At 66.7% G+C, this 23,520-nt stretch carries 18 protein-coding genes and 1 pseudogene; 17 read left to right on the plus strand and 2 right to left on the minus strand.

Translation table 11 applies throughout. The annotated features are described in order from the left end of the window. Nucleotides 1-20 precede the first annotated feature (20 nt). A complete protein-coding gene (locus QLQ86_RS06240; RefSeq protein WP_282816257.1) occupies nt 21-1,409 on the minus strand; it encodes a CHAD domain-containing protein in 1,389 nt (462 codons plus the stop codon). 373 nt (nt 1,410-1,782) lie between these two features. Continuing rightward, nucleotides 1,783-2,108 (minus strand): annotated as a pseudogene (locus tag QLQ86_RS06250) (transposase); the annotation flags it as partial. 490 nt (nt 2,109-2,598) lie between these two features. Here QLQ86_RS06250 and QLQ86_RS06255 point away from each other — a divergent pair. The 17 genes from QLQ86_RS06255 to QLQ86_RS06335 are packed head-to-tail and all read left to right on the plus strand — an operon-like array spanning nt 2,599 to nt 23,519. Continuing rightward, complete coding sequence (locus QLQ86_RS06255; protein WP_282816258.1) at nt 2,599-4,569, plus strand: phage tail sheath subtilisin-like domain-containing protein; 1,971 nt, start codon at nt 2,599-2,601, stop codon at nt 4,567-4,569. A gap of 37 nt (nt 4,570-4,606) precedes the next feature. Beyond that, nucleotides 4,607-5,119 carry a phage tail protein gene (locus QLQ86_RS06260; protein ID WP_282816259.1) on the plus strand — a complete coding sequence of 171 codons (513 nt, stop codon included), beginning with the start codon at nt 4,607-4,609 and terminating at the stop codon, nt 5,117-5,119. Nucleotides 5,120-5,125: 6 nt separating this feature from the next. Continuing rightward, complete coding sequence (locus tag QLQ86_RS06265) at nt 5,126-5,944, plus strand: hypothetical protein (protein WP_282816260.1); 819 nt, start codon at nt 5,126-5,128, stop codon at nt 5,942-5,944. Further along, nucleotides 5,941-6,801, plus strand: a complete 861-nt coding sequence (locus QLQ86_RS06270; RefSeq protein WP_282816261.1) for a hypothetical protein — start codon at nt 5,941-5,943, stop codon at nt 6,799-6,801. The genes QLQ86_RS06265 and QLQ86_RS06270 overlap by 4 nt, the downstream gene beginning before the upstream one ends. Before the next feature lie 4 nt (nt 6,802-6,805). After that, a complete protein-coding gene (locus QLQ86_RS06275; protein WP_282816262.1) occupies nt 6,806-7,828 on the plus strand; it encodes a Pvc16 family protein in 1,023 nt (340 codons plus the stop codon). 7 nt (nt 7,829-7,835) lie between these two features. Then, nucleotides 7,836-9,209, plus strand: coding sequence for an ATP-binding protein (locus QLQ86_RS06280; protein ID WP_282816263.1), 1,374 nt, complete (start codon nt 7,836-7,838; stop codon nt 9,207-9,209). After that, complete coding sequence (locus QLQ86_RS06285) at nt 9,206-9,424, plus strand: hypothetical protein (protein ID WP_282816264.1); 219 nt, start codon at nt 9,206-9,208, stop codon at nt 9,422-9,424. Before QLQ86_RS06280 ends, QLQ86_RS06285 begins: the two co-directional genes overlap by 4 nt. Further along, a complete protein-coding gene (locus QLQ86_RS06290) occupies nt 9,424-10,047 on the plus strand; it encodes a hypothetical protein (protein WP_282816265.1) in 624 nt (207 codons plus the stop codon). The genes QLQ86_RS06285 and QLQ86_RS06290 overlap by 1 nt, the downstream gene beginning before the upstream one ends. A gap of 12 nt (nt 10,048-10,059) precedes the next feature. Further along, nucleotides 10,060-10,428, plus strand: a complete 369-nt coding sequence (locus QLQ86_RS06295; RefSeq protein WP_282816266.1) for a hypothetical protein — start codon at nt 10,060-10,062, stop codon at nt 10,426-10,428. Continuing rightward, nucleotides 10,428-11,603 carry a phage late control D family protein gene (locus QLQ86_RS06300; RefSeq protein WP_282816267.1) on the plus strand — a complete coding sequence of 392 codons (1,176 nt, stop codon included), beginning with the start codon at nt 10,428-10,430 and terminating at the stop codon, nt 11,601-11,603. The genes QLQ86_RS06295 and QLQ86_RS06300 overlap by 1 nt, the downstream gene beginning before the upstream one ends. A 10-nt stretch (nt 11,604-11,613) precedes the next feature. After that, complete coding sequence (locus tag QLQ86_RS06305) at nt 11,614-12,432, plus strand: phage baseplate assembly protein V (RefSeq protein ID WP_282816268.1); 819 nt, start codon at nt 11,614-11,616, stop codon at nt 12,430-12,432. Next, nucleotides 12,429-12,827: a GPW/gp25 family protein gene (locus tag QLQ86_RS06310; RefSeq protein ID WP_282816269.1), complete on the plus strand. Its 399-nt coding sequence runs from the start codon at nt 12,429-12,431 to the stop codon at nt 12,825-12,827. The genes QLQ86_RS06305 and QLQ86_RS06310 overlap by 4 nt, the downstream gene beginning before the upstream one ends. Before the next feature lie 16 nt (nt 12,828-12,843). Then, nucleotides 12,844-14,043 (plus strand): baseplate J/gp47 family protein, encoded by a 1,200-nt coding sequence (locus QLQ86_RS06315; protein WP_282816270.1) that lies wholly within the window; start codon nt 12,844-12,846, stop codon nt 14,041-14,043. Further along, nucleotides 14,040-17,039, plus strand: a complete 3,000-nt coding sequence (locus QLQ86_RS06320; RefSeq protein ID WP_282816271.1) for a baseplate J/gp47 family protein — start codon at nt 14,040-14,042, stop codon at nt 17,037-17,039. The genes QLQ86_RS06315 and QLQ86_RS06320 overlap by 4 nt, the downstream gene beginning before the upstream one ends. Beyond that, nucleotides 17,039-18,691, plus strand: a complete 1,653-nt coding sequence (locus QLQ86_RS06325) for a hypothetical protein (protein WP_282816272.1) — start codon at nt 17,039-17,041, stop codon at nt 18,689-18,691. The genes QLQ86_RS06320 and QLQ86_RS06325 overlap by 1 nt, the downstream gene beginning before the upstream one ends. A gap of 15 nt (nt 18,692-18,706) precedes the next feature. Beyond that, nucleotides 18,707-22,174 carry a DUF6519 domain-containing protein gene (locus QLQ86_RS06330; RefSeq protein WP_282816273.1) on the plus strand — a complete coding sequence of 1,156 codons (3,468 nt, stop codon included), beginning with the start codon at nt 18,707-18,709 and terminating at the stop codon, nt 22,172-22,174. A gap of 10 nt (nt 22,175-22,184) precedes the next feature. Next, entirely contained in the window at nt 22,185-23,519 is a 1,335-nt protein-coding gene (locus QLQ86_RS06335) for an eCIS core domain-containing protein (protein ID WP_282816274.1), read from the plus strand. The last annotated feature ends 1 nt before the right edge of the window (nt 23,520 follow it).

Here is a 23,520-nt window from a genome sequence, read left to right on the forward strand (position 1 = left end):
GCACGCGTTTTCGACGCCACTCATGGCGAACTGGCGGTCTCCGTCAGCGGGTCGAGCGCCATGACGGCCCGATGGAGTTCGGCCTTGCGTGCCTCCAACGAGTCGAGCCAGCCGAGGCATTCCTTTCGCGCGCTTCCTGAAGGACCGGCATCGGACAGCGCCTCGACGCATGCCCGGATCCAAGCCTGCTGGGTGCAGAGATCCTGAAACTCCCCGAGCAGCGTCTGGCGCCGTTTAAGGCCGGCGAGGAAGGCGCGGTATCGCCGGGGAGCCAGCTCCGCCAGGTAGCGAATGCGCTTGACGGCCTTGCGCAGTTCATGGAGTGACGTGTCGGGCGAATCGTCGGCAAGGGCCGCCAGGGCGGCGTCATGCTGCAGGATCCGCTCGGCCAGCACCGCCCCTACCTCACCCGGCGTCAGTGCCCGAAGCGCCTGGCGGAAATGCTTGTCCGAGAGCAAGCGCTGCCACCTCGCCATGTCGTGCGCGTAGGCCGGCTGTGCCATGGCGTGGGAGAGGGCCGCGTGACGCTCCCGGCCCTGATGCTCCAGCCAGTCATGGACCGCCGTGAGGGTCTGCTTCGATACCGACGGTGGCTGCTGGTCCAGGGTCTCGAGGAACACGTCGAGGTCCCGGAGATCGCTGGTGGCCCGGGCACGCTGTTTCAGGCGCTTGAGGACCCTCTTGAGGCCGGGCACCCGGCCGATGGCCCGCACGGACTCCCCGATGGCGCGGCTGCGCCGCAGGTTGACGCGGTACTGGTGCAGGAACTCCGGGTCGAAGCCGGCAGTCACGCCGGGTTCCAGGGCCCTCACCATGCGGTATTGATGGGTGAGCAGGCCGAGGACCCGCTTGTCCATGCTGGCCAGGTCGAGGTCGGGTGGCCGGGGAGCCTGTTTCCTGAACAGCGCGTGGCTCGTCTCGGTCGGCGTCAAGCGAGAGACCCGTTCCCCCTGGTGTTTCCTGAGTTCCTGCCAGCTGTCCACGGGAAGGGAGAGACCGAGCAGTCCCCCGGTGGGCAACTCAGTGGGCGCCTGCTTGAAGAGCCAGCGGGCGAAGCCGAGCAGGGCCGGGTTGTGACCGATCAGGATGATCCTGTCGCAGCCCGGTGGAAGGGCAGTGATCCATGTCCGTAGCGACTTCCAGTCGAAGGTGTGAAGCTCATGCGGGTACCGGGCCCGACCGGCGAGAGATGACGCAGGCAACTGCTCATCGAGGGCCAGCAGGGTCTGGCGGGTGCGGGTCGTCGTGCTGACGTGGATCTCGCCCTCCAGGGCACCCAGGCGTTGCAGGGGCCCTGCCATGGCCGCCATCTGGCGTTGTCCGCGTCGGCTCAGGGGGCGGTGACAATCCTGCATGCCGCCGCTGGCGCGCTTTGCCTTGGCGTGACGCAGCAGGTACAGCTCTTTCATTGGCGCCTCCCCGGCAATGGCCTTCATGGCTCAGCCTAGGCGAAGGTCGCGGCGCAGGCGTTACTCGTCTTTCAGATGACGCGGTCGTGGACGCTGAGCTTCCCTGTCACGACGCCGTTGGCGGGCCAGGGCGTTGCCGTTGGCCAACTGCACCAGGAACTCGATTTCATCGTGGCTGAGTGGCCGACGCCTTTGCGCGGACATGACATACCCTCCCCGGCAGGATGCCTCTGATCGAGGCTAGCGTCGGAAGATGTCAGTCAGATGACGTCCAGGGGTCAGCTTGATGACACGCAACGAAAAACCGCCACCCGGCGTGACCAGTAAATGGCTTTTTCTCATGATGTTTCTGGTCGGAGCGACAGGATTCGAACCTGCGACCTTTGCAACCAAGTTGCCAGAGCGGATCGCGGAGCAGCGTGGTGGTGTTGCCGAGATCGATCCAGCCCATGACCCGTTGTAACACCACGGTGCGGAGTTGACTGGCCAATCTGTGGCAGACGCGATCCGAGGGCGCGCTGGTCGACCAGATGATCCTTGAGGGCGGCGATCATCCCGCTGCTGTCGAGTGCTTCGCGCAGCAGCAACGCACTGCTGTCGCTGGTGGTGCGCTGGCCGTCAAGCTCAACGCGGATGGACCCGTGAAAGGTTTTCACCCATGGCCAGTAGTCCTGTTGAATCGTTTTCTGGCAAGAACATCTTGATGCTACAAGAGAAACTGCTCGCCATCTCCTTTTATACCTCAGCCCGGTGAATGAGGAGGGGTAACTCTACTGCTTAGTTTGCGGGGCATTACACTAGGTAAGTGTCTCGTATGAATTGCGGCGGCGGTTAAACCTCCTACACTTCTGAAACGGTTCGTCACGGGCAGCGGAACCGACCGTCTGCGCAAGATGTTGTCTGTCGCTAAAGGTGGTCCGATGTCCGATTTCACTTCTGTGATGTCCGGTTTCATCTCTGTCGATGTTTCCTGTTCGGTGCGCTGGACATCAGGATCGACGGGTAACCGAACGGTGACGCGCCTGGAGGCCCGACAGAGCGCGGCGCAACCTGCCCGCGAGTCGTGGCGCATCCGGCCATGATCCCCGGCTGAATGACTGTGCCCATACAGGGCGCAGAATCCGCGGTCCGGCCGATTCGCGAGCGCCGGGGAGGGGGCCCGGCCAGCAAAAGGCGAGGAGAAACCGGCATGTCCAACTACATGCATCCGGGCGTCTATATCGAACATGTGCCATCAGGCCTTCTGGCCATCGAGGCGGCCTCGACCTCCGTCGCGGCCTTCATCGGTCGGGTAAATCGCGGGGCCCTGGTGACCGACGACAAGGAGGACGGCAAGCCGGTCTTCGTCACCAGCCAGGCGCAATTCGCCAGTCTCTTCGGCGAGTTGGACGGTGCGGCGGGAGGCTTGCGCAACATGGGCAGCGCCCCGGACAGTTTCGGTTTCGCGGTGCAGTCCTTCTTCGCCAATGGCGGGGCCAAGGCCTATATCGTGCCGGTCGGCGACGGCAATGGCGAGGCCTCCAGCGCCGCCTTCACCGACCCGGTCAATGCGGGGATGGGGTTCTATTTCACCGCCCGTTCCGAGGGCGTCTGGGCCGACGGCATGGTGCTGAGGATCAGCCGCGCGGTGGAGGATACCAACCCGCTTCTGGCGACCTATGATGTCGAGATTGGCGTGCCGGACGGGCAGGGCAGACTCGACCCGATGCTGGAAACGCATACCGACATGACGCTGGACCCGGCCAGCGGGCAGTTCCTCGCCGCGACCATCGACCAGGCCAGCATGCTGGTCTCCGCCCGGCATGAAACCGTGGCCTCTGCTGGTGGTGGCGCCATCGAGGGGTTCGAGAGCGGCGATCTGTCGGGGCTCGACCCCACAGCGATCTCCAACGGCGACACGATCGAGCTGAGCTTTACCGGCGATACGGTGAGCGGCCAGCCGGTCGTCGTGACCTTCCCGGGCGGCGCGGCGACGCTGGCCGATCTCGCTGCCGCAATCCAGACGCAGGCCCGCGGCGCCTCGACTGTGAGTGCCCGTGCCAATTTCGTCGCCGCCGTGACGCGAGACAACACGATTCTGCTTCTGCCCGGGCAGAGCGCGACCGCCGGGACCGTGAATACCGTCACGGTTTCGGGCGGCTCGGCGGAGACGGCGCTGGCCTTCGATACCGGATCGGCAGTGCCGTACCCGTCGCCCTGGCCCGCCCACCCTGCGGCGCTGCTGGACATCAGTTTCGCGGGCGGAGTCGATCATGGCGCGCCGGCCAATGCCGATTACACCAACGCGCTGATCCATCTGCGCGACTACCGCGACATCTCCATCCTCATGCTGCCCGGCAAGGTCTGGACCTCCGGCGGCGACAACGGCGCCCTCGAGGCCGCCATCACCCATGCGGAGTTCATGCAGAATCGCATGGTCCTGATCGATCCCCCCGACCCCGTGGGGGCCGCGCGCCTGCAGAGCCCCACCAACGTCAAGGACCTGGGCGCGCCGACGTCGCCCTACACGGTGCTCTACTACCCGTGGATGGAGGTGGCGAACCCCTATTACGACCCCGATACAGCGGCCAACCTGCCCAAGACATTCCGCGTTCCGCCGGGGCCCTTCGCCGCCGGTGTCTGGGCGCGGATCGATTCCCGCCGGGGCGTGTGGAAGGCCCCGGCGGGGCTCGAGGCGACGATACGCGGCGCCGTGGGCCCGACCATCGATATCGGCGCGGACCTGCAGGACAACCTCAACGAGTTCGGGGTCAACTGCTTCCGGGCGATCATCGGGCCGACGGTGGTCTGGGGCGCACGCACGCGAGCGACCAAAACCAAGCCTGAATACCGCTACGTCCCCGTCCGCCGCACGCAGAACATGATCGGCGAGAGCCTCTATGGCGCGCTTCAGGCAGTGGTTTTCGAACCCAACGACCACAAGCTCTGGTCGAGCCTGAGAGCCAATGTCGGCGCGTTCATGGATACGCTGCATCGTGCGGGCGCCTTCCAGGGCGAGAAAGCCTCTGACGCCTACTACGTGAAGTGTGGACTGGGATCGACGATGACACAGGCCGATATCGACGCGGGCGTCGTGCGTGTGGTGGTGGGCTTCGCAGCTCTGAAGCCCGCCGAGTTCGTCGTCGTCCAGATCAAGCAGATCGTCGGTCAGTCCCGCTGAGGCCTGACCCGCCGCAACCAGATAGCAGGAGGGCCCAATGCCTGCCCCAACCTTTCCCGCGAATGCGCATCGCTATGATCCGTATCGCACCTTCAAGTTCCAGATCGTCATCAACGGCAAGACCGTCGCCGGTCTGACCAAGATGGGCGCGCTGAAACGCACCACCGAGGCGGTAAAGTGGCGCTCCGCAGGAGATCCCTCCTACCAGAGAGTGATCCCGGGCGGGTCGAGCTTCGAGGCCGTTGCGTTGGAACAGGGCCTGACCCACGATCCCATCTTCGAGGAGTGGGCCAATGCCGTGAACAACGTTCGAGACGGTGACGCGGGGATGAGCCTCGTGAACTACCGCCGCGACGTCGTGATCAACGTGCTGAACCTGCAGGGCGTGCCGGCGATCAGCTACCAGCTGCGCCGCGCCTGGGTGTCCGAGTTCCAGGCGCTGCCCGAGTTCGATGCCAACAACATGAACACCGTGGGTATCCAGACCATCACGTTGCAGCATGAAGGTTTCGTCCGGGACGAGGCCGTGGCCGAGCCGTCAGAGACCTGATCCGTCATGGACCGGGCCCCCGAAACCCTGGCCAGGGCATATCCGCCAGCGCGCTATCGCGCGCTGGACGGGCATGCCGAACTTGCCGTGGCCGAGGCGGCGGGCAGCGCAGGTTCGCGACCGGCGCGGGTCACGACGATCCTGGCGGCGCTCTGTGCCGGGTTCGGGGAGGTCTCCGCGGATCGGGGAACGGCGAGGCGGGTCTCAGCGGCGGGGCGGGAATGGCTGCTCCAGCGCGCGGCCCTGAGGTTCCATGGCCAGTGGGAATGGTATGAAGCACCGTGCGAGGCCTGCGGTGCGCGTTTCGACCTGCGTCTTTCCCTGACCGACACCCCGCGCGCCGATGCGGGACCGGGTTTCCCCGTCGCGGAGGTTTCCACGAGTCTCGGGCACCGCCGTTTCGAGGCCCCGAATGGCGGCCACGAGGAGGCGCTGGCGGGCATGCGCGACGTCGAAGATCCGCGTCGGGTCTTTGCTGCGCTCTGTGGGCTGTCGGAGGCGGCAGAGGCCGAGGCGATCCGGTTCGACCTTCACGACCTTGCACGGATCGACGCAGCACTGGAGGCGGTCTCGCCCGATGTCGCGGACAGCGTCGACGCGGTTTGTCCCTATTGCGGGGCGGCCAGTCACGCCCGGATCGATCCGCTGACCTTCGCGTTTCCAGGTGTCGAGACGCCCCTGCGCGAGGTTCACTTGATCGCGTCCGCCTATCGCTGGACTGAACCCGAGATCCTTGATCTTCCGGTTGCCCGCCGCCGCGCCTATGCCGAGCTGATCCGCGCCGAACGGGGTACGCCGCCGTCACGAGGGAGGCGGGTCTCATGAGCTTCCTGGCCCGCCTTGCTGCACGGTCCGCGCCGTCCCGCACCGGCATTGCGCCGAAGGGCATCGTTCGCCGTGCGGCGACCGCGGAGACCGAGCAGGACGCTGAACGTCAGGCGGTTCGCCGCCAGCCGCAGGAGGAAGAGGACAAGATGCAGGCCCTGCGGCGGCAGCCGGAGGAAGAGGATGAGAGGCACGCCCTCCGACGTCGGGCGGAGGAGGAAGATGAGCCCGTGCAGATGCTCCGCTGCGCGGAGCGAGAGGAGGAGCGAGACGCTCGCCCCCTGCGTCGTCAGGCCGAGGAAGAAGAGGAGGAAATGCAGGCCCTGCGCCGGCAGCCCGAGGACGAGGAGGAGATGCAGGCCCTGCGCCGGGAGTCGGAGGACGAGGAGGAGATGCAGGCCCTGCGCCGGGAGTCGGAGGACGAGGAGGAGATGCAGGCCCTGCGCCGGGAGTCGGAAGAAGAGGACGAAATGCTAGCCCTCCGGCGCCAGACGGAGGAGGAAGAGGGGCCCGTTCAGATGCTCCGCCGTGCCGGATCGCGGCTTGGACTTGACCCGGAGACTGCGCCCTTCCCCGAGGAGATGCGCGAGGAGGAGGAGCCTTCCACCCTTACCGCGCTGCGCCGTGAGGATGCGGTGGCGGACGGGACGCCGCCGGCGCTGCCACCGGCCTTCGATCCCGTCGCGATGCCGGGAACGCCGCCGATCGAGCCACCGCACGGTGACCGCTTCAAACGCCCCGATGTCCATATCGACCAGCTCGACGTGCTGATCCACGAACCCGCCGCCGCGCCCGGCGCGGGGCGGAATGCCGACCGCAGCCGCGCCATCCGCGCGCGTTACCTCAGGAGGCTCTGACCCGATGCCGGTTCCAGTCTCGTCCCTCTCGGTCGCGGTGCAGGGCATCGCCGATTTTCTCGACAGCCATTTCGGGGAGGAGGTGACGATCACGGTGGCGCATCCGCAGCGCGCCTCGGAGATCGCGCGCGGGGCAGGGGTGACGGCCCATGTCCTGAACATCTTCGCCTATCGGGTGGCGCCCTCGGGCTTCCACGCCGATCTCGGTGCCGACCAGACTCAGTTCATCCGTATCAACACGCTGCTGACACCGTTCCCGGCGGATATCGACAACGCCACCGACGATGCCGACATGCGGATCCTCGGCCATGCCATCCGGGCCCTGCAAAGCCATCCCGTCCTGCCGATCGCCACCGAGGAGCCGCTGCCCGGCGCGGCGATCACCGAGCCGCCCGACCGCAAGGAGTATCGGCTCGAGGCGATCATGCAGGCCCCGCCGATGGAGGAGATCAACCATATCTGGACGACGCAGGGGGGCGAGCTGGCTTATCGGCTGTCGGCGGTCTACGAGTTCGCCCTGATCCCGATCGAGCCGCTGGAGCCCAGGGACATGGCCGCGCCGCCCGAGACGCTGATCATCGACACCCTGCCGAACTTAGCGAGGGCGCGGGCGGGTTTCCAGGATATGGGGCCCGATAGCCACGCCGCGCCAGTGGGCGATGGCGTGACGCCACCGCCGGTGAATTGGACGCCGGTGCAGATGTTCGTCGTGGGGGGCACGCTCATCAACGCGATCTCGGTGCCGGGAACGGCGACCGACGCGACCGTGGCCGTGGCGGGACCGGCTGGGGGCGAGGCGGCGCTGCAGGTGATCTGGCGACTGGGTGACGACAGCGAGAGCCCGCAGGCAGTGCAGATCATTCCCGTCGGCGCTCCCCTGCTCGACGACCCGGACGCACAGGCGGTGCTGACGCTAGCGGTCCCGGCCAGCGCGGTCACCGGGACAGTGCGGGCACAGCCGGCGGCCAGCGGGGCGCCCGTGCCGGATAGTCCCTTCGGTAACGCCCTGACCCTGACCGTGACATGAGGTGGCGATGACCTGTCAGCAGGAAAGCACGGACTTCGACCTTCGCGGCCTCGACATGGAATGGGCCCGGATCGGCATGATGCTGACGCTGGCGGAGGCGATGCGCAACGGGGCCGAGATCGGCGAGGCGTTCTCGAAGGGGTTCGCCGAGGCCGGCACGGCCGTGGCGGAGAACCGCGGACGCGGCGTCTGGGCCGGTCTTGCCTCGCTGGTCGACCCCGGCCTGCTGCGTGGATTCCTGCAGTTCGACCTCGATCTCCTGGCGCTGGCGCTGGCCCCGGTGGCGCGCCCGGCTTACGGTCCCCGCCTGCAATCGCTGCAGCCGCAGGTGAACGCGCCCTGGCCGAGCCTTGCCCTGGCCCAGGAACTGCTGATGCTCGATGACGGGGCCGAGATTGGCGTGCTCTACAACCGGCTGGACGCGACCGCGCCGCTCGTCGCCGCGGGGCTCGTGCGTGTCACCGGCGAGGGTCCCTATCAGATGATCCAGCCGACGCCCGTCGCGCAGCGTGCCGTGCTGACACGCTCGGGCGAGGTCACCGCGCCGCCGGGGGCCAATCTGGAAACCCGCAGGGGGCGATGGCCGGATCTTGTCCTTCCCGACAAGACGATGCGGTCCTTGCGCGACTTCACCGCCTGGCTGAAGCGGCGCGACCAGATCGCCGACTGGGGAGGACGTGGAGTGGGCGGGCCGCTGGCGCTGTTTTCCGGCGCGTCGGGGACGGGCAAGAGCTTCGCCGCCGTGGTCATCGCCGGGGAACTTGCCGAGGCGACGGGCAGACCCTGGGCGCTCTACACGCTCGACCTGGGCCGGATCATGTCGAAATATGTGGGCGAGACGGAGGAGAACCTGAACCGCCTGCTCGACGCGCTGGACGGCAAGTGCGCGATCCTGCAGATCGACGAGGCCGACGGGCTGCTGGGCAAGCGCGGCGAGGTCACCGATGCCCGCGACCGGTACGCCAACCTGGAGGTCAGCCACCTGCTGTCGCGCCTCGAGCGGCATGCGGGGCCGGTAATCCTGACGACCAACCTGCGCGCCAATATCGATCCGGCCTTCCTGCGCCGCTTCCAGATGGTGATCGACTTCCCGTCGCCGGATGCGGACGCGCGTGCGGCGCTGTGGTCCACCCTGCTGCCGCCGGGCGCGCCGCGCTGCGCGACGCTGGACGTGGAGATGCTGGCGGGGGCCACGCGGCTGTCGGGCGGCGCGATCCTCAACGCGGCGCACTATGCCGCCGTCCTGGCCGCCGAGCAGGACGCGCCCATCGCCCCCTGTCACCTCGCCCGAGCCATCTGGGCAGAATTGGGCAAGGAGAATCGCCAGATCCGCCGCAGCGAGATCGGCGCGCTGGCCACACACCTGGAGGAGGACGCATGACCCGCATCCGCCGCATGACCGTCACCCTGCCGCCGCGCCTGCGCCACCTGGCGGAACACGAGGCACGGCGCATCGCGCGCGAGGCGGCTGCGCAACTGGGTGACGAGGCGCCGCGCCGCCTGTCGGTCACGGTCGAGGGGCGCGGCACCTCGGGCTACGGGCTCGCCGCCGCCGTCGGGCGGGGCGTTGCCACCAGCACGAGGGGGAGGGGCTGATGGCGGTGGCGACCAAGGGCGTGCTATTCGAATACGGGCTGTCGATCCCTCCGCTGGCGCTGGTCTTCGACTTCAACCCGCAGTCGATCTCGCGTTCGCGCACGGTGACGATCAAGACCGGCGACGCACCCGGCAACCGCACCGGCTACGACTTTCTTTCTCCGCTGGAGACCACACGCGTTGCGCAGGGCGTCGAACTGGCCGCCGAGGGGTTTTCCATCGATATCCTCCTCGATGCCACCGACAGGATGGCCGCGGGCAACGATGTGGCCGCGATGTTCGGGGTGCAGCCGCAGATCGACACGCTACGCTCGATGGTGGAGCCGAAATCGCAAGGACCTGGGGGCCTGCAGACCCTGTCCAGCCTCGGGATCGGCGGCGCGCGCGCCTTCGAGCGGCAGGAAACGGCCTCGGTCCTGATCTTCGCCTGGGGGTTACAACTGCTGCCGGTCTTCCTGACCGGGGTGACCCAGAAGGAGGCGCTGCACCTGCCGAACCTGATGCCCTACCGCGCGGAGATGGGCCTGACGATGCAGGTCATCGAGAGTAACAATCCCTTCACCATGGCCGACAAGGTGCGTCAGACCGCGATGACTGCCCTGAACGCCGCGACTGGGTTCTGATGGAGGCGGGGAATGGCTTTCTTCAAGGGATCGGACTACGAGTTCACCCCGCTATTCGAGCGGTCGGAAACAGCTGCGGAGGTCTTCCGCGGCCTGCGCGCCCGACGCATACGACATCCCGATCCGGTCCTGGAACATACCGTGTCGCTGAAGGAGCGGCTCGATAGCGTGGCGCATGAGTATTACTCGGAAAGCCGGGATTGGCGCTGGCTGGTGGAGGCAAACCCCGACATCCTGTTTCCCGAGGACCTTCTGTGGGACACGCGCCCGCGGGCCTATGACGAGGACGGCGACATGACCGATCGTGGCACGATGGATGAGAACGGCCGCGAACGTATCGGCCACGTCATCATCGTGCCCAGGCGCGGGGAGGCGGGCTGATGCTTTCGCTCTCTGCCATCGGCGGGCTTCTGGACCCGGGCTTCCGCAACCCGGCCTCCTGCCTGATCGAGGCGGGGGCGGGCTATCAGAACATCGGCGCCATCGCGCCCCTAGTGGCGACGGTCGATCTGCAGATGAGCCGCGAAGAGGCCGGGACAGGCACCATCGTCATCGAGGACCGGCGCGGCAGCGACGGCAAATGGGTGGCGGCCGATAGCGGGCTATTTACCCGCTGGGCGCCGGTCCGAATCAGCGCCGATTTCGGCACGCGCCAGGACGTGATCCTCACCGGCTACATCCTGCGGTTGAGCCCCGAATATCCCGGCAACGCCGCGGAGGCCAAGCTGACATTGGAGGTGCAGGACGAAAGCGCGATCCTGTCACGCGAACAGATGCGCCGGGTCTGGGGCGAGGACACGCCCATGCCTGACCTCGAGATCCTGCGCGAGCTGGCCTCGGGCGTCGATCTGGCCGTCGATCCGATGTCGGGGCAGGGGCAGTCCAGCCGCGCGCTGTCGCAGGAGGGAACCCCGATCCAGTTCCTGCGCGAACGCGCCCGGGCGAACGGGTATGAACTGATCTTCCGCGAAGGCCAGGTCTATTTCGGCCCCAAGCGGCTGGATGGCACGCCCCAGGCGCCGATCATGGTCTATGCCGGACGGGACACGAATTGCCGGACCTTCAACCTTGGCGATGCCGGGGATAGTCCCGACCGGGTCCGTGCCGACCAGGCTCCGCGCGAGGAAGGCTCGACGCCCGAGGTCATCACGCTGATCCCGGACGAGCCGGTCCTGGGCACGACGCCCGCCGGGGCGGAGGGCGCCGGTCTGGGCGCGCCGTCGGTCTGGCGGGTGGGGGCGGAAGGCGACGAGACGGTCGAGGAACGCACCGCCCGCGCCCGGGCGCTGGTCAACGAGCATGCCTTCAAGCTGCGCGGCTCGGGCGAGTTGGACGGCTCGCTCTATGGCCATGTCCTTCTGCCCGGCGCGCTGGTGACCATTGACGGGCCGGGGAGGCGATACGGCGGCCTCTATTACGTCGACAAGGTGTCCCATGCCTTCAACACCGAAGGCTATACCCAGACGTTCGACGTGATGCGGAACGCCACCGGCGAAAGCGCCGCGCCAACCAGCCCGCTGAGCGGCGCGGCCTCGGCCCTGGGTGGCCTGTTCTGAGGAGAGTGCGATGGACGAATTTCAGCTTCTCGAAGATGTCGCTCGCCGGCAGGCCACGAAATACTGGGGCAAGTACCGTGGCTTCGTGACGAATACCGACGATCCGGAAAACCGGGGCCGGGTGAAGGTGACGGTGCCGTCCGTGCTGGGCGAGAGTGAATCGCAATGGGCCGAACCGGCCTTCCCCTATGGCGGGGGCGCGGCCTTCGGCTTCGTCGCGGTGCCGCCGGTCGACAGCGCGGTCCTGGTCGAATTTCTCGAAGGCGACGCCTCGGCGCCGATCTGGACAGGGGCGCTGTGGCGCACGGCCGCCGAGGTACCCGAAGAACATGCCGGTCAGGAAACCAAGGTCTGGAAGACAGAAAGCGGCCATCGGCTGGTCTTTGATGATACGGACGGAGCGGAGAAGGTCACGCTCCATTCCGCCGCCGATGCGGTGGTCGAGTTGAACCACGAGGGATCCTTGGCCCTGACCGACGCCTCAGGCGCCCATGTCACCATCGACACGGCGGCGGGCGAGATCGTCATCGAGGATGCCAACGGCAACTCGATCACGCTGTCATCGTCGGGCATCGCCTGCGCCGACGCGGCCGGGAACGAGATCGTCACGACCGCGGGCGGCGTCGAGGTCAAGGGCACCACCGTCAAGATCGAGGGACAGTCGGTCAGCCTGGGCGGGGCGGGTGGCGAGCCGCTGATCAAGGGGCAGACCTTCATGGCGATGTTCAATTCGCACACGCATCCCTGCACGGCGCCCGGTTCACCCTCGGGCCCGCCGCTGGTGCCGCTGACGCCTGCCGCGCTGACCATCAAGACGGGGGCGTCATGACGGTGCAGCACGACACCCGGCTGCCGCGCGTGGCCTACATGAAGTTCCCATTCCGGCTGGAGCGCGCGGGCCCGGCCACATCCACGCGGATGGACCATATCCGTGAGCAGGTGATGCAGGTGTTGTTCACCAGTCCCGGCGAGCGTGTCTTCCGCCCCGAATTCGGCTTCGGCGCGCGCAGGCATGTGTTCGAACCCAACGCTGCGCCTTTGTGGGAGCTGGCGCGCAACCGGTTGTTCGGATCGCTGGCCGAGGCGCTGGCGGGCGAAGTCGATCCCAAGACGTTGAAGGTGGAGGTTGGGCCGGGTCCGAACGAGCCCGAGGTCCTTCTGGTCAGCATCACCTACACCCTCGCAGCGTTGCAGAAGGAGGAGAGCCTCAGCTTCACCTTGTGAAGCGGGCATCAAGATCATGGCAGAGCTTCCCCCCCCCAAGCTCGAATTCGATCGCGGTTGCCCCGATTGCGGCGAGCGTCGCGCTGTGCTTCCGCCGCCGCTGCCCGGTGTTCCGGACGATTTCGACTGGAAGGCCCGCGACTACGACAGCCTGCGGCTTTTCCTGATGCAAGAACTGGCGCATCGCTTCCCGGCCCGCCGCCGCTGGACGCCGGCCGACATGGAAGTGGTCATCGTCGAGCTTCTGGCCGCCGCCTTCGACCGCGCCTCGCACGCGCTGGATGCGGTGCAGGGCGAAAGGTACTTGGCCACGGCGCGGCGCCCGCCATCGGTCCGCAGGCTGCTGAAGCTGATCGGCTACGACGCCGCCGAACGGGTGCGCGACGAGGTGCTGGACCGCCTGCCGCCCCCGCCCGAGGGGGTGACCGAGACACGCGAGGAACAGGTAGAACGTCTGTGGCGGCTGGAGCCGGGAGTGATGGAGGCCGCGCGCGCCGAAGGTCCGCGCCTGATCGCCGAACAGCGCCGGATGGTGACGCTCGATGACCATGAGACAGCGATGTCCGCCCATCCGCTCGTCGCCCGTGCGCAGGCGCGACTTGTCTGGACGGGGGCGTGGAACACCATCCTCGTCTCCGCCCTGCTGGAGGCCGACCGTAGCCTGGACGAGCCGCTGCCGCTTCCGGAGGAGGGCGGGGAGGCCGACCTCGTCTGGCGGCGGATCGAGGATTTTCACCACGACCAGAATATCCCTCTGCCGACTGCCGGCGGGCCCGTCACGCCCCGGCATCTCCTGAGGTCGCTGATCGAATTGCGCAGGATGATCGGGGCGGAGGTGGTGCTGGAGGATGCGAAGCCTGCCGCCATCACCTTCACCCTCTCTATACGCGCCAAGCCCGGCTACTTCCGCTCGGAGATGAAGCAGGCGCTGGCCGATGTCTTTTCCGCAGATGAAGGCGGCTTCTTCGAGCCCGGGCGGCTCGATTTCGGCGACGACCTGTTTGCCTCCGACATCATCGAGGTGGCCATGGCCGTCGATGGCGTTGCGGTGGCCTGTCTCAACCGGTTCAAGCGTGTGGGCTCCGGCTGGCCAGGCCGCAGCGCGCAGGGCTTCATACCGGTCGAGGCCGATGAATACGTCCGCTGCCTGAACATCCGCGGTGAGCCGGAGAAGGGCTATTTCCGCCTGATCGTCAATGGGGGAGAGACCGGATGAACGACAACCCGGACCGCCTGGACAAGCTTGCGGATCTCACACGCTGGAACAGGGCGGGGCTACCGCGGTTCGAGTATGTCGATGGGGACGCGGCGGTCTGGCTCGAAGAACTCCGGATCGCCATGATGGGGCTGGTCGCCCGTGGCGCGGAGATGGAGGAGCGCCTCCCCGAAACCTGGCGCGGTCGCTTCTCCCTGGACATGGACCAATGGCCGGATCCGGCAGAACGAGAGGCCTTCGTAGAGGCGCTTCTCTGGAAAACCCTGGCCCGTGCGTTCCCCGACCGGCCCGAGACTGCGCGGCGGCGCAATGCCCGGCTACTGGACCAATATGCGTTGAACAGCGGTGACTACGGCTGGGAGATCATGCGCGCGGCGGCACGGGCGTCCCATGTGCTGCTCGGTCATCTGAACGCATACGCGAACGAGGGGTATCTGCGGACCGCGAGCCAGTGGGAGAACCTCGTGAGGCTGACCTCGATGGTCAATTACCAGCCGGCGCCGCCGACCTCGGCCGTGACTACGGTGGGATTGATCGTCGAGCCGACGGATGACGGAAAACCCGTGGAAATCGGCGGCGGGCTGGCGATGAAATACACGCCGCCCGAGGGCGGCGCACCCGTCCTCTTCGAGACGCTGCAGCCGATCAAGGTTCACCCCGATCTGAACGCTGCCCGGGCGATCGGGTGGAACAGCGATCCCGATACGCTGCAGAACAGGGATGACTGGATCGATGACTCCGAGGCCGATATCGCGCCCGGCTCGGTGGCAGTGCTGGCCGGTTCCGGCGCCTCACAGGCGGTGGCGGTCATGCGCGCCGAGCGAAACGAGGAGACCGGAGTCGCGGATATCACGCTGGACGCGGCAGGACCGATGCCGACCCGGGGCAGTGCCCTCCTGCATCTCGGCGCGAAGGCCGTGACACGGGGCTCACCGAGGTCCACGAAGGGTGTCCTCGTCGTGAAGCTCGAAACGTCATCGAATTATCCGATTGCGTCGATCATCAGGCTGCATGACGGAACGAACTCGATCAAATGCCCGGTCCTAGGCAATGCCGATGGCCATCTGAAGCTCGACGTGGCGGACGACTATGTCCTGGCGCATGGGGCCAAGGTCATCATCGAGACCCTCGTCCCGGCTGGTCGGGCAGGTCCGGGCGTGCTGGTACCAGTCTTCCTCGGTCTCTGGTTCAACTACCTGACAGAGGACGGTGAGTTGAAGCATGCCAAGGGCAGCTACGAATACGCGAAGAATGAGGATGGCGACGAGCTGAACAGGGTTCTCGGCGTCGATGTCAGCAACATCACGGATGCGGTTGGAAACCTGTTCGCCGATTCGACCCAGGACAGCGAAGGGTCCAAGCGCGAGGCCGCGATCGTGGTCGCGATGCCCCCGCCGGTCCTGGAGGACGACGATCCGCAGGCGGCCCCGGTCAGCTTCCTCGGGAAGCCGCCGAAATCGCTGGCTGTGGGAGCGGTATACTACCGGCGGGCCCGGAAGAGGACGGGCGATCCGGAAGATCACGGAGTATCCGGGTTCGACGCGCCGCTGACGGTTGCCGGTGTCGCAGTGACGGCCGACGGCTACACGGTCCAGTTCTCGGACCTGGTGGCGGACGATCTCGATCTTTTCCGACCAGATGCGCATGACTTTCACGGCCCGATGATGCGCAGCCTTCGCCCCGTGGACCACGATCGTAACCCAACCCCGGCCTTCGACGGATCCGAGATCATGCTCCTGCCCATGGCCGCCCCCGCACGGGAACTGATCCGGCTGGGAAAACCCTGCCTTGTGGAGGACGAGCGCGACCTGATTCCGCCGGTTCGCGCCGTCCTGGTCGAAGCGGTGGAGGTCTCGGGGGCGTTGCAACTGTTGTTCGAGCCCGCCGACGGCCTGTCAGGTTTTCTCAAGGGCTGGACCACCCTGAACCTCAACGCGGTCGAGTGCAGCCACGGTGAAACGAAGAGTCCCAAGGTCCTTGGATCGGGCGACGCCGAGAAGGCCGCGCAGCGTTTCCCCCTCGGTGCGCGCGAGGTCAGTTTCATACCCTCGACGGTGGCGGAAACCGGCGTGGCGCCGGACATGGACATCTCCGTTGACGGAGTGCGTTGGTCCTATCGCGACCTGATCGACCCGACGGCGGACGGCACCGAAAGTTACGCGGTGTCGATGACGGAGGAAGGGCGGCTCTTGGTCCATTTCCGCCGCCGCCTGCCCACGGGCACGGACAATGTCGTCGTCAGCCGCTACCGCACCGGGGTCGGCCCCAAGGGGGCGGTTCCGGCGCGGGCCTTCGCCAAACCGATGAAGAAGCATCGCTACGTGCGCGCTCTTACGCAGCCTTTTGCGGCGACGGGCGGCGCGGATCGCGAGCCGGTCGGCGATCTACGCGTCAATGCGCCCGCGCGACTGGCCGCGAATGGCCGGGCGGTGTCGCTGAAGGATTTCGAGCGACTCTGCCGACGCCGGTCGGATGTCTGGCAGGCCTGGGCGCGGCCGGTGGTTCAGCCGGGTGCCGGACGCCGCGTGGCCATCGTCATCGTGCCGGCGAATGGCGGGACCATCGGCCCCACCTTGCGAGAGGTCCTGACGGAGTTCGTCGAGGCGCGCGCCTTGCCCGGTATCCGGGTTGATCTGGAGGCTTACGGAGCAATTCGCCTGATCGTCACCGCCAAGATCCGTGTCGATATCGAGAAGTGCGACAAGACGGAGATACAGGCGGCGGCCCAGGCCGCGCTGATCGCCGAGTTCGCACTTGAGCGCCGGGGTCTCGGCCAGCCCGCCTATATCTCCGAGGTGGCAGCGGCGCTGGAGCGGGTTGCGGGGGTGGAAACGGCAACCGTTCCCGGCTTCGCCGTCCAGCCCGCGACCGCCATCCGCCGCACGGCAATGACCGGCGGCGCGCCCTCGGCCTTCTTCCCCTTCGAGAACCAGGTCATCTTCGCGGCGCCGGAAACCGCCGGTGCCGACATGACCGTGCAGGTGGAGCCGATGTGATGGAACCTTCTGACCTCAAATCCCGTGCGGGCCAGCTTCTCTACCGCGAATTGCCCGAGGAGTATCGCTATCGGGACCCGGCCCCCGAACCGGGCGAGTTGGGAGATCTGGAAGCCTACCTCCACGGTTTCGGTCACCTGCTGGACCTGATCCGCGGCACGACCGAACAGGCCTATGCCGACGCCTTTGCCGAACCCACGGATAACGGCCGCGAGATCCAGGCATGGCTGATCCCATACCTCGCCGAAATGGTGGGCGCGGAGCTCCGCGCGCCCGACCCGGTGGCGCGGCGGCTGGAACTGAACGAGACGGTCGGCTGGTACAAGTCCAAGGGAACGCTGACCGCCGTCGACGAGATTTCGGACGTGATCAGCGGGGCCGAGGCCGTGGTGGTCGAGGGCTGGCGCCGCACCCTGACCACGCCGCGCATGACCCTGCCGCCCTTCACCGCACCGTCCGCCTCGATGGGCGACGGCAGCCTGATGGCCGCCCCCGGCCTGCCGCAAGGGACACCGGATATCCGCTACGCGAACCGTGCAGTGATCGACGAGGACGGCGCCAATCCGCTCTACGCGGTCCGTGTGCCACAGCGCGACGATTTCGGCCGCGAGATCGAGCCCCTCGTCCTTCATTGGCGGCCCAGGAACCGGTGCGGAGTGCCCTGCTTCCCTGGCGCCTACGACGATACCTCGCTGCGCACGCCCGACCTGCGCGCACCCACGGTCCGCGACGTCGGCCCCCATCCGAACCGCACCATCGTCCATGTCCGCCCGCCCGAGGGGTTTTTCGCCAGCGAGCTGAACGGCAGCGAGATCGCACCCACGGTAGAAGATATCCAGATAGACCCGGACGAGACCGCACAGCAACCCTTCGGACCGCAACAGGTCTTCGAAGCGCTCGGGTTGCTGGACGACGAAGCGGCTGGGGCCTTGATGATCGACGGCGAGATCGTCCTGCCCGACACGCTGGTGGTAGAGGGCAACATGACGATCCCGGCGGGCACCGACATCCTGTTTCACGACCTGGTCTTCACCGGCGCGCTTACGCTGGATGATCCGGAAACCCGCCTGACCATGAACCGCTGCGCCGCAGAGCGGGTGGTGTTGAATCACCTGACGGACGACCCGGCGCTCACCGCAACCGACTGCCTGTTCAACGCGCTTAGCGGCGGAGTGGGGTTTGCCCAGCTCATCTACTGCACGGTGATGGAGAGTACGGAACTGGAGCGGCTCTGGGCGTCGGACTGTATCTTCAACGGGCCGATGGTGGATCTGGATTGTTCGGGCGACGACACCTGCATCCGCTATTCGCGCGTGCCGAGCCTGACCGAACTCGGCGATTGCGGCGCCGACAAGTCGCCCACAAACACCGATGACGACCCGAACTTCATCCGGCTGTGGTTCGAGGCGGGCGACGACTGCATCTTGCGACCCGCGCTTTACGGCGAGCCGGGGGCTGGGGTGCTGGACCTCACCTCCTCGGACCTGCTGCGTGCCGAGGACGAGGGCGAGATGGGCGCCCATCATCACATGTTCCACGTCGCATCCATTCGCGCACTCGAACTGAAGCTGACCGATTACCTGCCGCTGGGGCAGGAGATCTCGATCCGATACGACCCTTATCTTTCGCGCCCGTCGGTCCGGGTCGAATAGCAAGGAGGCCGACCGATGAAAGGCAATATCTCGCGTGACAGCCATCGTCCGGGGAAACGCTATTCCGGGGTCTTCCAGGTTCAGGGCGGCATGGTCACCGATGCCGATCTGGGTGAGCAGGCGAAGATTGCCCGCGGGCGCACCGATGGGCTGGGCCATGACGCCGCCGGAAGCGGCGTTCCGGTGGATGGCGGCGCGGTGGATCAGGACGGCCCGCGGCTGGTTCCCGGTGTCGTCTATGCGCAGGGGCGGTGCGGCGAGGTGCAGGCAGCCGAGGAGGTGTCCGGTCCGCTGGAGCTGTATGGCGTGCAGGTCGATTTCCCGCATGCCCCTCCGATGCCCGAGGACGGCGAACACATCGTCTACGCCGATATCTGGGACCGAATGGTCAGCCAGTTGGAGGAGCCGCTCCTGTCCGATCCCGGCCTCCATGGGGCAGAGACGGCCTTCCGCGCACGCACCATGGCCCAGATCAAGTTCGCTCCGCTGGATCAGGCCGACGCGCTCGGCCAGCCGGACGGACCGATCCCCGAAATCGGCACGGGCGAGATGACCGTCACCCCGGCCGACCCCGAGACCATCGCCGACGAGTGCGACCCTTGCGCCGACACCGTGGCGGCCGCGCAGACCGTGGCCAACGCGCTGTTCCGGATCGAGGTCGTTCATGTCTTCGGCGATCCTCAGAACCCTGACAGCATCCGCATCGCCTGGTCGGCGGAAAACGCCGCCGCCATCGCGTCGGCCGCCGTCAACACCGAGGATTTCGGGCGGGCAGGCGCGGTCTACGAGTTCTATTCCACCGTCACCGAATGTCATCTGGGTGTCCATGAGCAGAACGGCGAAATGGCTCGGTCGAGCTTCGCCACCAGTCTGACCGAGGGACCCGAAGAGCCGGCCCCGCCGGAGGGGGGGGACTGGCCCTTCGTCCGTCGCTGGGACGGAATGGCGCTGATCGATTTTGCCAACGGCCATGCCGAGGACGAGGGCAACGGAACCGTCAGCCTGACGGGCAACACGGTCAGCCTCACCAATGACCTCTTCACCGCACAGATCGACTTTGACGGACGGGCCATTGTCGTGGGCGACTACTGGCTGATCGAGTTGCGCCGCTTCGCCGATGAACCCGTACGCGCCGTACAGGCCCTGCCCATCGGAATCCGCCACGGCTACTGCCCGCTGTTCCGGGTCACGGACGGTGCGATTGAACCACTGACGGACGCCGAAACTCGCCGCTTGTCCTTCCCGGTGCTGGCGAACCTGCCGGCTACACATGTCGGGTTCGTCAACAACTGTCCGACGCTATACGACGCCGCCGAGAACGTGCAGGAGGCGCTGGATAATCTGTGCTCGATCGAGGCGGCCGATATTGCCTTCGATCCCTCGGGCTGCCCGCACCTCTATGACGAGGTGGACAATGTTCAGGACGCGCTGATCAACCTCTGCCGCGTCGATTTCGGCAACGAACGGCTTCTGCGACTCCTGCATGACTGGGGCGTGGTCTGCGGGGTGATCCCCCGACGGGTCACGCAAGGCCCGGCAATGGTTGACATCTCGGGGGGCGCGATCCTCGACCGGGGTGGTGTGCTCGGTGATGTACGGGCGCAGACGGTAGAGCTCAACGAGATCCTGCGCGGCGACAGCTTCCATTTCGACGGGATCGAGGCCTTCCAGCGCGCGCTCCGGCAGCGCGACGTGTGCCTTGCCTTGTCCATCGGCGAGGGCGGCGTGATCCGCACCCATCTGGCGCCACGGTCCCGTGCCTTCGGGGCGAGCGATCCGACCTTCATGTCCGTCCTCGACCAGTGCCGCCAGTCCCGGCCGCCCTTCGACATCAAGGATGACCTGACCAATCGTAGCGAGGGCGAGCGCGCCACGCTCGACAAAGTCTTCTACGGTGCGGCCTATTCCAAGATGGCTGCCACGCAGCGGCTGAATTCCCGCGAACAGCAGGTCGCACGCGCCTATAACGACGATCTCGTGAAACGCTACAGGACGCATCTGAACGACGAGGCGGAGGCGGCGCAGTTCGACCGGAAAATCGCCGCGATCGACGAGGAGATCCGCCCCGAGGAGGCCGATGGCGAGGTGCGTGAGACGCGTTTCATGATGCGCGAGGCGCTGGTCTACCGTGCCGTGCAGGAAACCGAGGCCGAACACTTGCGCCGCTGCCTGTGTGACGCGCTGATCCCGCGCTGCCCGGAACCCGGCGAACGCCCGTATCTCGTGCCTGTCGCCTGCGTCGAGGGCTCGATGGAAGGCAATACGTTCTTCCTGAGCGATATCTGTGTCTGGTGCTGCCGGAAACAGGCAATGTCCTGGCGCATGGTGCAGTACTTCATCTCGGAGACGCGCGACCGGTTCGCCGGGCAGCTGCGCGAGCTGTGCTGTCCGGAGAAAGGTGATGGCGGCGTGGATTTCGAACGGCCGAACGATTTCGTGGCGGTGGCCGAGCTTGACCGGCGACTGACGCCCGAGCGCGCCTGGAGGGATGTTGAACGCGGAGCGCGGATCCTGACTGGTCGCAATCCGCCCAGCGACTACGCCGTCCAGCCCGATATCGGCAATCTCGGGCTTGACCAGGCAAGGGCGGCGCTGGCCGGCAACGGAATCGAGGTGGCCGAGACTATCGATGCAGGCGATGCCGAAGCCATCGCCAAGATCAGGGGCGCGACCGTGGGGCTCGACGCCCGTGACCTGGTGGCCGACCGCGGCGAGGTGATGCCCGGCGACAAGGTCGCGCTGATCATGCAAGAGGGCGTCGCCATCGACTACGTCAAGGTCGAGACGGGCGGCGGAAAGTTCAGCTTCGAGCGACCGGCGGCGCGCGGCGCGGATTTCAATCTTTCGGAGGAGGTTCTGGCCCAGGCCGTCGCCCTGGTCGAACGACTGTCGGGACGCATAGCCGAGGCCGAAACCGCCGCTTCGGACCTGGAAGCCGAGTGGACCGCCGCCTCGGCCCGTCGAAACGAGGAACTGGCCGCGCAGACGGCCGAAGTCGAGCGCGGCCTTGACGGCGTGCGCACGGCGCATGCGGAACTGTCCGGCCAGGTCGAGGCGTTGCGCGCGGAGCTCCAGCAACTCGAAAGCGACCGCCAGACGGCGCAGACGCAGATCGAGGCGGCGCGTGCGGATCTTCGGCAGATCGAGGACGACCGGCAGACCGCACTGACACAGATTGAAACCGCGCGCGCTGATCTTGCCGCTTTCGAGCGGGAACAGCGGGTGCTGCTGGATCAGACGGCGCAGGAACGCGATACGATCCTGACCTCGCTGCGCCGGGAGATGCCTGTCTCGGCGGTCGTGGGTGAAGAGACGAACTTCATCGCCGCCCTGACGCGCAGCGGTGTAACGAATGTCGCCGGCTTTGCCGAAATGTCCGGTACGCAGCTTCGCGAGGTCGCCAGCAGTGCCGGGCTGAACTTGAACACTGCTCGACGGCTGCAGCGCGAAGCGGCGGCGATGCTGGAGGGCAGGCCGAGATAGGAGGCGGATCATGAAGACCAGACTGCGCAGACGCATCGCTCGGCGTTCCGGTGCCGGAAAGCCCCGCCGTCATGCCGCGCCCGGGACCGCGGCCGCGCGAACCGAGGCCAAGAAGGGCGCGCGAGATGAGGGCGGCATACTGATCGGCGGTGCCCAGGATCCGGCGGAGAAGGCCGCCGACCGGATGGCCGCGCAGGCGTTGGACGGCGGGCCGGTTCTCGCCTCTCCTGCGTCCGCGCCATCCGTTCATCGGAAATGTGCCGAATGCGAGTCCGAGGACACGGAGAAGGCAAAGCGCAGTGCCGCCCCCGGCGCCGCCATCGCGCCCGGCCGCGCGACCGCGCCAGCCGGGCCGGCGGCCAGCCACGCGATACGGTCCCTGGATGCGGGAGATCCCTTGTCGCCCGTGTCGCGCGCGTTCTTCGAACCGCGCTTTGGCCGGGATCTCTTGGGTATCCGCGTCCACGACGGCGCCGCCGCCGACAGGGCCGCGACCGCCATCGGTGCGAGGGCCTTCTCCTATGGCAGGGACATCACCTTCGCCAAGGGCGAGAAAGAGAAGGGCGGCGTACCGCTCATGGCGCACGAACTCGCCCATGTCGCGCAGGCCGAAGGACAGACACGCCGCGCCGTCCGGCGCGCGACACTTGCGGCATCTGACGGCACCGGCGACTACAAGGCGGTCCCCGCCGCGCATCACGCACGGGTCAATGCCGCGCTGGACCTGATCAACAACGCTTTGAACACAAGACGTTGCAGAGATTTCTTCGAGGACAATTGCACAGGTGGCGCCGCCACTTCGGCGCGTGACACGTTCAATGCCGCCACGGTCTACTACCTCGAGGATCACAGCGAGCGTTTCGGTCTCAGCGATATCCGCAGCGTCGCCGCAGATCCCCATGTCGTGGCCTATAACGACTACGCCTACGATATCAGCCACTGGGAAATCGCCTCGACGCTGCTGCACGAGCTGTTCCACACTTGCGACATGGTCGAGGACAACCTCGACGAGGTGCTGGCCGAAACCTCGACCGAGACGTGCGGTTTCTACAGCCCGTGGATTTTGGAAGCCAGTCCGACGCAGCTCGATGTGGGTGACACGATGAGCGTGCGGGGCTTCCAGTTCGGCCTGACGCAAGACTCAAACCACTATATCGAGATGGGTGGGTTCGACATTGCGTCCTACGACCGGTGGGAATTCGACCGGAGTTCCTCTTGGGTCAATGTCGAGTTCGAGGTGTCCGAGGCCGTGAATCCGAACCTCTTCTGGTCGAAGGATGTGGATCTGGTTGCGGTGAACCATGGGACGCGCAGCAACATCAGGACGATCAATGTAGACCCGTGAG

Source organism: Halomonas rhizosphaerae (genome assembly GCF_030012485.1).
GTDB classification, from domain to species: domain Bacteria; phylum Pseudomonadota; class Gammaproteobacteria; order Pseudomonadales; family Halomonadaceae; genus Halomonas; species Halomonas rhizosphaerae.